Source organism: Propioniciclava sp., from assembly GCF_036744435.1.
In the GTDB taxonomy this organism is placed as follows: domain Bacteria; phylum Actinomycetota; class Actinomycetes; order Propionibacteriales; family Propionibacteriaceae; genus Propioniciclava.
On sequence record NZ_DAIOIA010000107.1, the window covers coordinates 1,670 to 10,432 of the forward strand.

The following is an 8,763-nucleotide window of genomic DNA, read 5'->3' on the forward strand; positions in this document are numbered from 1 at the left end:
ACCACGCACCACGCACCACGCACCACGCACCACGCACCACGCACCACGCACCACGCACCACGAAGATCGTCACACCCATCGCGTAGGGTGCCGCCATGACCGAGCAGCCCCTGGCCCCCGAGCGGGCCGACCTGATCGAGGCGCTGCGGCGCCACCGCGGCTTCTTGCTGCAGACCGCCGACGCGCTGACCGAGGAGCAGGCCAGGACGCGCTCGAGCGTCAGCCAGCTGACGATCGCGTCCCTGCTCAAGCACGTCGCCGACACCGAGGAGCAGTGGCTGCGCTTCGCCGTCGCCGGGGCGTCGGCGTTCGAGGGCACCGGGGTCTACGAGTCGGACATCGACTGGGACGCCGTCACCGCCGAGGCCGACGAGAACGGCGGCGACTGGGCGGACAGCGAATGGGAGGACGATCGCTTCCTGCTCAGCGACGAGGAGACCCTCCCGTGGCTCCGCGAACGGGTCGCGCACGTCGCCGCGGCCACCGAGGAGGTCCTCGCGACCGCCGACCTCGATGCGCGGCACCCCCTCCCGTCGGCACCCTGGTTCGAGCAGGGCGTCAGCTGGTCGGTGCGCCGCGTCGCGCTGCACGTCCTCGCCGAGATCAGCCAGCACGCCGGCCACGCCGACATCATCCGCGAGGGCATCGACGGCCAGCGCACGATGGGCTGACGAGGTCACGCGTCTCTCTGACGCGTAGCACCCCCAATCACACGTGTTCCTTGGCGCGTGGCGTTCCAGATCAGGCGTCCTCCCGGGCGCGTGGCAGCATGGCGAGGTGACCAGCGAGCCCACAGCCAGCTTCTACGAACGCGTCGGCGGCGAGCCGACGTTCCGCGCCCTCGTGGACCGGTTCTACGAGGGAGTAGCGGAGGATCCGCCCCTGCGGGCCATGTACCCGGAGGAGGATCTGGGCCCGGCCGCCGACCGGCTCCGGCTGTTCCTGGAGCAGTACTGGGGCGGCCCGCACACCTACTCGGAGACCCGCGGCCACCCGAGGCTGCGGATGCGGCACGCCCCCTACGCGGTCACCCCCGATCAGCGGGATCGCTGGCTGCGCCACATGCTGGCCGCCGTCGACACCCTCGCCCTGCCCGAGCAGGAGGACGCCGAACTGCGCGAGTACCTGGTCCGGGCCGCCCAGTTCATGATCAACACCCTGGAGTGATCCGGCCCCGGGGGCCCGCCGCGACCCGACCAGCCCCCGGCCCCTACCCGTGCATGCCCGGGGTGCGGCACGGGGTGGCGACGAGGGATGATCCCGTCTGAGGGCCGATCCTCAGCGGCCCGCACAGAACGCGGCCGCTGCCGTCGGCGCGTTCAGTGCCCCAGCCGGTCCTTGGCCTGGGTGACCTTGGCGTACATGTCCTCGATGAGGGCCGAGAACCGCTCCTCGACCTGACGCCGCTTCACCTTCAGCGTCGGCGTGAGGAGCCCGTTGTCCATGGTGAGTTCCTCCAGCATCACCCGGAGATCCTTCACCTTCTCCTGGCTGGGCAGCCGGTCGGTGAGCGCCTCCACGCGTCGCTTGATCTCCTCGACGATCTCCGGACGGGTCGGGAGCTCGGAGGCCTCCTTGAACGTGAGCTGCAGTTGGTGCGCCAGGTCTTCGAGCCCGGGCAGCGAGGGGCTCACCAGCAGGGTCACGTACGGGCGGTTGTTGCCAAGCACGACCGCGTGCTCGAACAGCGGATCGGCGAGGATCAATCCCTCGATGGGGGCCGGCGCGATGTTCTTGCCGCCGGAGGTGACGATGATGTCCTTGATCCGGTCGGTGATGACGAGGTAGCCGTCCGTGTCGACATAACCGACGTCGCCGGTGCGCAGCCAGCCGTCGTCATCCACGGCAGCCGCCGTGGCCTCCGGGTTGTTCCAGTAGCCCTGCATGACGTTGGGGCCGCGGTAACAGATCTCGCCCTCTTCGGCGATCCGGATCTCGCCGCCCTCCATGACGCGGCCGGCCGTGCCGAACTTGAACGCCCCTGGCGAGTTGAAGGAGATCAGCGGGGACGCCTCGGTGAGGCCGTAGCCCTGGCACAGCAGCATGCCCGCCGAGGAGAAGAACTCCTCGATCTCTTCGCGCAACGGGGCTCCGCCGCAGGCCATCACGGTCTTGGGGCCGCCGAGGGCGTCTCGGATGGAACTGAACACGAGCTTGTCGGCCAGCGGCAGGGCCAGCCGCAACCCCAGGGACGGGCGGCGTCCCTTGCGGTAGGCGTGCTGGCTGCGGGCCCCGACGCTCAGCGCCATCCGCAGGATGCGGCGGCGTAGCGGCGAGGAGGCCACCTTCTGGTGCACGGTGGTGAACACCTTCTCGTACAGCCGCGGGACGCTGACGAACATCGTGGGCTTGGCCTCGACCAGGGCGTCGGCGACCGTGCGGGCGTCGGCGACGTAGGTGTTCATGCAGCCCTCGAACAGCACCTTGAACGTCCAGGCGCGCTCCAGGGCGTGGGACAGCGGCAGGAACGCCAACGAGTGGTCCTTCGGCGTGATGGTGAAGAACGCGTCCAGAGCGTCCAACTCGAACGTGAAGCCTCGGTGCGTCAGTGCGGCGCCGCGCGGCTCCCCCGTCGTCCCGGACGTATAGATGATGGACGCCACGTCGTCTCCCGAAGACGCCTCCAAGCGGGCGGTCACCTCGGCTTCGGCCTCGGCTGGGACCGGGTCGGCGAGCACGTCGGCGAGGGTCCGGACGCGCCCATCGTCCACGCTGGTCGGATCGAAGGTCCACGCCCCGCGCAGGTCCGGAAGCTCGTCCCACACCGGGGTGAGGCGTCCCAACAGGGTCTCGTTCTCAAGGAATGCGAACAGGGCACCGGAGTCGGCGGCGATGTGCCGGACCTGTTCAGGCGTGCTCGTCGGATAGATCGGCACCGGGACGGCCCGGATCGACAGCATGGCCAGGTCGGCGATCGTCCATTCGGGCCGGTTATTCGACAACAGCAGGACCCGGTCGCCCGGGTTGATGCCAGCTTCGACCAGGTGACCGGCCAGGGTCGCGACGTCGCGGCCCAGTTCGGCATACGTTCGGACGGTCCAGCCGTCCCCGTCCTTGATCCGGGTCGCCGGTCGCTCTGGAAAGCGCCGGAACACCTTGGACATGCGGACCGCGATGTTGCTGGCGTCCATGAGAGCCCCCCTCGGCTGTACCTGGGTCTAACTTGCCATAACCGTAGGTTTGTCCCAAGGGCCGACACCCCAGGTCAGCGCGGACTGGGGCAAAATCGGAGACTCGGGTCCGCCCGGCATCCCCCCAGGGGCTGACGCCGGGCGACGAGTTCAGAGGACGAGCAGCATCCAGGGGATGCCGACGAGGGCGAAGATCGCGAGCATCACCAGCGACAACACGAAGTTCTTCCGGAACCACTCGGCTGTCGTGATCATGCCGGACTGGCCCGCCGTCAGCGCCGCCCCGCCGGCCATCGGGGTCAGCCCGTTGGCGGTGTTGGTGGCGCCGATCGCCAGGAAGAACGCGGCCAGCATCGGCGGGGTACCCACCGCGATGGCCGCCGTCAGGAACACCGGGTAGAGCGCCAGGATGTGCGCGGTGGCCGAGGCGAACAGGTAGCGGGCGAAGAAGTAGGCCAGCACGACGATGGCGAACGCGAGCGGCCAGGGCAAGCCGCCCAGGGCCCCCGACACCGAGGAGCCCACCCACGAGGTGACGCCCAGGGTGGTCATCTTGGTCGCCATCGCGATGGCAGCCCCGTAGAAGAGCAGCGTCGACCAGATGGAGCCGTTCTTGACGACGTCGGCCCACGTGACGACATTGAGGATGAACAGCAACGCGACGCCGACCAGCGCCGCCATGGTGGCGTCGATGCTCAGCTTCGGCAGGCCGAGCCCGGCGAGGATCGAGTCGATGGCCCACGCCAGCAGCAGGAACACGAAGACGCCGAGCATCTTCTTCTCCGGGGTCTTCATGGGGCCCATCTCAGCGAGCGCGGCCTTGGCAGTCGCTGGCGCCTCGGGGGTCTTGCCGTCGGTGGGCGGGTAGATCCTGTACGCCACCCAAGGGATCACCACGAGCGCGACCGCCACCGGGACGACGGCGGCGACGAACCAGTTGCCCCAGCTGATCTCGAAGCCCAACCCCATCGACTTCACAGCGTTCGCCATGAGCGGGTTGCCCGCCATGGCCGTCAGGAACAGCGCAGAGGTGAGGCTGGAGATCGCCACCGAGGTGAACGTCAAGAACGCGCCCAGTTTCTTCCGGGACTCGTCGAAGGGCTCTGAGCCCTGCTCCTTGGCGATCGACTTCACCAGCGGGTAGACGACGCCGCCATAGCGGGCGGTCAGGCTGGGCGTGCCGGGTGAAACGACGAGATCCGCGGCGCCCAGGCCGTAGGCCAGACCCAAAGCGGTCCCCCCGAATCGGGACAGGAACACCAGCGCGATCCGGCGTCCCAGCCCGGTGATGACGAAGCCGTCGGCGATGATGAACGCCGCCGCGATCAGCCACGCGGTCGAGTCTCCGAACCCCGCCAGCACCTCCTTGATGCCGAGCGGCCCCCACTGCATGGTGGCGGCGACCGTGGCGCCGGTGTCTGCCTTGACGTGCGCGGGAACCCAGCGGGCCCCGGCGACCATGGCGACGGCGACGCCGATCAGGCCCACCGGCGCGTTGGGAAGCGGTTGCAGGATGAAGCCGATGATCGTGCCGACGAAGATGCCGAGCATGATCATGCCTCCCGGCTCGACGCCCGCCGGGTCCGGGATGAGGGCGAGCAGGAGCGCCGGAATCACGCAGGCGAGGGTCTTCCAGGCCTTGGGGTGGCGCGTGAACCAGCTCTCGGTCGTGGGCGCGTCAGCAGCGTCGGTCATGGTTCGTCGGCGGCGCGCGGCCGCCTGCCCTCCTCGGAATGGATCGTGGCAGGCTCGATCGGCCGCCGCTCTCGATCGTCGCATGGCCCCCGAGGGGCACCTGGCTTTCGTACATAGAGTTCACGGCGCTGCCGGTCCGGACGCCTTCTGCGCGCTGTGTCGAAGGGAAGCCCATGAGGACGACCTCATCGAACGGCGCCTGTGCCACCACCGCGACGAACCGCCACTCGGCTGTGCCCGGACCTCCACTAGGGTGGGGACGCACGCGTCCGCAGGAACCCGGTGCAAACCCGGGGCGGTTCCGCCACTGTGACGCCGTCGAAGCTCGACGGCTCAGCCAGACACTCGGCGCGCGCGATCCGACGAGACGACGGGGCGAGAACCCCTCAGGAGGAATCGTGGCCGAGCCCACCACCCGCATCGCACTGCTGTCCACCTCGGACACCGACCTGCTCTCGGCCCGCGCCAGCGGCGCCGCCTACACCTGGGCCAACCCGAACCGCACCGACGACGCCGCCCTGGCCGCCCTCGTCGCGGACGCCGACCTGGTCATCTACCGGCTGCTCGGCTCCCCGCACGAACTGTGGAGCGGGGTGGACGCCATCCGCGCCGCCCACACGCCTCTGGTGATCCTCGGCGGCGAGCAGCAGCCCAGCGCCGAGCTGATGGAACTGTCCAGCGTCCCGATCGGCGTCGCCGCCCAGGCCCACCGCTACCTTGCCGAGGGCGGCCCCGACAACCTACGTCAGCTGCACGCCTTCCTCTCCGACACCGTCCTGCTGACCGGCGAGGGCTTCGAGCCGCCCGCCGCGATCCCCTCATGGGGGTTCGCCGAACGCCCCGCCCCCGCTGACGGCGACGCCGTCGACGCGTCCCTGCCGCGGGTCGGCGTCCTGTACTACCGGGCGCACGAGGCCAGCGGCAACAACGGCTTCGCGCACGCCCTGGCCGACGCGATCGACGCCACCGGTCTCGCGGTCGGCGTCCCGATCTTCGCCGGGTCGCTGCGCTCGGCCCCCGACGAGCTGTACACCGCGTTCGGCACCCTGGACGCCCTCATCGTGACCGTGCTGGCGGCCGGGGGCAGCGTGCCCGCGGGCGCGTCGGCGGGCGGCGACGACGAGGCGTGGGACGTGGAGCGGCTGGCCGCCCTCGACATCCCCGTCCTGCAGGGGCTCAGCCTGACCACCAGCCGCGCCGACTGGGAGGCGTCCGACGAGGGCGTCACGCCGCTGGACTCGGCCAACCAGATCGCGATCCCCGAGTTCGACGGCCGGATCATCACCGCGCCGTTCTCGTTCAAGGAGTTCGACGACCAGGGCCTGCCCCACTACGTCGCCGACCCGGAGCGGGCGCTGCGCGTCGCGCGGATCGCCGCCAACTATGCCCGGTTGCGTCACCTCGACAACGCCGAGAAGAAGCTCGCGTTGGTGCTGTCGGCCTACCCGACCAAGCACGCCCGCATCGGCAACGCCGTCGGCCTGGACACCCCCGTGTCGGCGATCCGGATGCTGCGCCGACTCATCGCCGAGGGCTACGACCTGGGCGAGGACAACCCGATCACCGACATCCTTGCCGCGCACACCGCCGGGACGCCCGAGGACGACACCGAGGCCGGCGACGCCCTCATCCACGCCCTCATCGCGGCGGGTGGCCAGGACGAGGAGTGGCTCACCACCGCGCAGCTCACCGACGCGCACGCCAGGATCACCACCGAGCAGTACCTGCAGTGGACGGCCGACCTGCCCGCCGACCTGCGCGACGCCATGGTTGAGGCCTGGGGTCCCGCGCCCGGCACCCTGTTCGTCAACGACGCGGGCGAACTCGTGCTGGCGACGCTGCGAGCGGGCAACATCGTCATCTTGATCCAGCCGCCGCGCGGCTTCGGGGAGAACCCGATCGCGATCTACCACGACCCCGACCTGGCGCCCTCCCACCATTACCTGGCCGCCTACCGCTGGCTGGAACACGGCTTCGGCGCGGACGCCATCGTCCACCTCGGCAAGCACGGCTCCCTGGAATGGCTGCCCGGCAAGAACGCCGCACCGTCGGCGTCCTGCGGCCCCGACGCCGCCCTCGGCAGCCTGCCGCTGATCTACCCGTTCCTCGTGAACGACCCCGGCGAGGGCGCTCAGGCGAAGCGGCGCGCGCACGCTCTGATCGTGGACCACCTGATTCCGCCGATGGCGCGCGCCGAGAGCTACGGCGACATCACCAAGCTCGAACTCCTGATGGACGAGCACGCCAACATCGCCGCCATGGACCCGGCCAAGCTGCCCGCGATCCGCGGGGAGATCTGGGCGCTCATGCGCGCCGCCGAGATGCACCGCGACCTCGGCCTGGACGAGCGTCCGGGCGATGAGGAGTTCGACGACTTCCTGCTGCACGTCGACGGCTGGCTGTGCGAGATCAAGGACGCCCAGATCCGCGACGGCCTCCACATCCTCGGCGACGCCCCTTCCGGCGAGGGCCGGGTCAACCTCGTGCTGTCGATCCTGCGCGCCGCTCAGGTGTGGGGTGGCGTCGGCAACGCCGTCCCCGGGCTGCGCTCCGCGCTGGGGCTGCCCCCCGACGCCCCCACCCACGAGGTCGACCGGGTCGAGACCCAGGCCCGCGCCCTCGTGCAAGCCATGGAAGACGCCGACTGGGATCCCGCCGCCGCGGCGTCCCTCCACGAGAACCCGGCGGTGCAGACGGTGCTGCGGTTCGCCGCCGAGCAGGTCGTCCCGCGGCTGAGCCGCACCACCGACGAACTGGACGCCGTCCTGCACGCTCTCGACGGCGGCTTCATCCCGGCCGGACCGTCCGGGTCGCCGCTGCGCGGCCTGGTCAACGTGCTGCCCACCGGGCGGAACTTCTACACCGTCGACCCGCGGGCCATCCCGAGCCGGCTGGCCTGGGAGACCGGGCAGGCGATGGCCGACTCCCTGCTGAACCGCTACCTGGACGAGACCGGCGAATACCCGACCTCGGTCGGGCTGTCGGTGTGGGGCACCTCCGCGATGCGGACCTCCGGCGACGACATCGCCGAAGTGCTGGCGCTGATCGGCGTCCGACCCGTGTGGGACGAGGCGTCCCGTCGGGTGTCCTCGCTGACGGTGGTGCCGCTGGCCGAACTCGGGCGTCCGCGCGTCGACGTGACGGTGCGCATCTCCGGGTTCTTCCGGGACGCGTTCCCCCACGTCATCGAGATGCTCGACGACGCCATCGCGATGGTCGCCGCCCTGGAGGAACCCGCCGAGCAGAACTACCTCAAGGCGAACGCGGACGCCGACCTGGCCCTCCACGGGGACGCCCGCCGCGCCACCACGCGGATCTTCGGCTCCAAGCCGGGCAGCTACGGCGCGGGCATTCTGCAGGCAATCGAGTCCGGAAGCTGGCGCGATGACGCCGACCTGGCCGAGGTGTACACCGCCTGGGGCGGGTTCGCCTACGGCCGTGAGCTGAACGGGACGCCCGCCGCCGACGACATGCGGGCCAACTACAAGCGCATCAAGGTGGCGGCCAAGAACGTCGACTCGGCCGAGCACGACATCGCCGATTCGGACGACTACTTCCAGTACCACGGCGGCATGGTCGCCACGGTGCGGGCCCTGACCGGCTCCGATCCGCGCGCCTACGTGGGTGATTCGACCAGCCCCGACAACGTCCGCACCCGGACGCTCGCCGAGGAGACCGCCCGCGTGTTCCGGGCCCGCGTGGTGAACCCCCGCTGGATCGGCGCGATGCGCCGCCACGGCTACAAGGGCGCGTTCGAGCTGGCCGCGACCGTGGACTACCTGTTCGGGTTCGACGCCACCGCGGGCGTGGTCCACGACTGGATGTACGAGTCGCTGGCGAAGGAATACGTCATCGACGAGGAGAACCAGGCGTTCCTGCGGCAGTCGAACCCGTGGGCGCTGCGCGGCATCGTCGAGCGGCTCCACGAGGCCGCCGA

The 8,763-nt window shown here is 70.4% G+C and carries 5 protein-coding genes and 1 riboswitch; of the genes, 3 read left to right on the forward strand and 2 right to left on the reverse strand.

The genetic code is table 11. The features are described 5' to 3' along the window. The first annotated feature begins 95 nt into the window (after positions 1–95). Both V7E09_RS12185 and V7E09_RS12190 read left to right on the forward strand, forming a co-directional pair. Positions 96–671, forward strand: a complete 576-nt coding sequence (locus V7E09_RS12185) for a DinB family protein (RefSeq protein ID WP_324510768.1) — start codon at positions 96–98, stop codon at positions 669–671. A 106-nt stretch (positions 672–777) separates the two neighbouring features. Further along, the gene (locus V7E09_RS12190) at positions 778–1,167 is read left to right on the forward strand and encodes a globin (RefSeq protein WP_324510767.1); all 390 of its coding nucleotides are present in this window, start codon (positions 778–780) and stop codon (positions 1,165–1,167) included. 152 nt (positions 1,168–1,319) lie between these two features. Here the strand turns inward: V7E09_RS12190 and V7E09_RS12195 are convergent, their stop codons facing one another. Both V7E09_RS12195 and V7E09_RS12200 read right to left on the reverse strand, forming a co-directional pair. After that, entirely contained in the window at positions 1,320–3,131 is a 1,812-nt protein-coding gene (locus V7E09_RS12195) for an AMP-dependent synthetase/ligase (protein WP_324510766.1), read from the reverse strand. Between the two features lie 150 nt (positions 3,132–3,281). Further along, positions 3,282–4,826 (reverse strand): DASS family sodium-coupled anion symporter, encoded by a 1,545-nt coding sequence (locus tag V7E09_RS12200; RefSeq protein WP_324510765.1) that lies wholly within the window; start codon positions 4,824–4,826, stop codon positions 3,282–3,284. A gap of 274 nt (positions 4,827–5,100) precedes the next feature. Next, positions 5,101–5,171: riboswitch (cobalamin riboswitch) on the forward strand. Between the two features lie 53 nt (positions 5,172–5,224). On the opposite strand from V7E09_RS12200, the gene cobN reads away from it, so the two are divergent. Further along, positions 5,225–8,763: cobaltochelatase subunit CobN (gene cobN / locus V7E09_RS12205; RefSeq protein ID WP_324523451.1), on the forward strand; the 3,539-nt coding region annotated here is incomplete at its 3' end.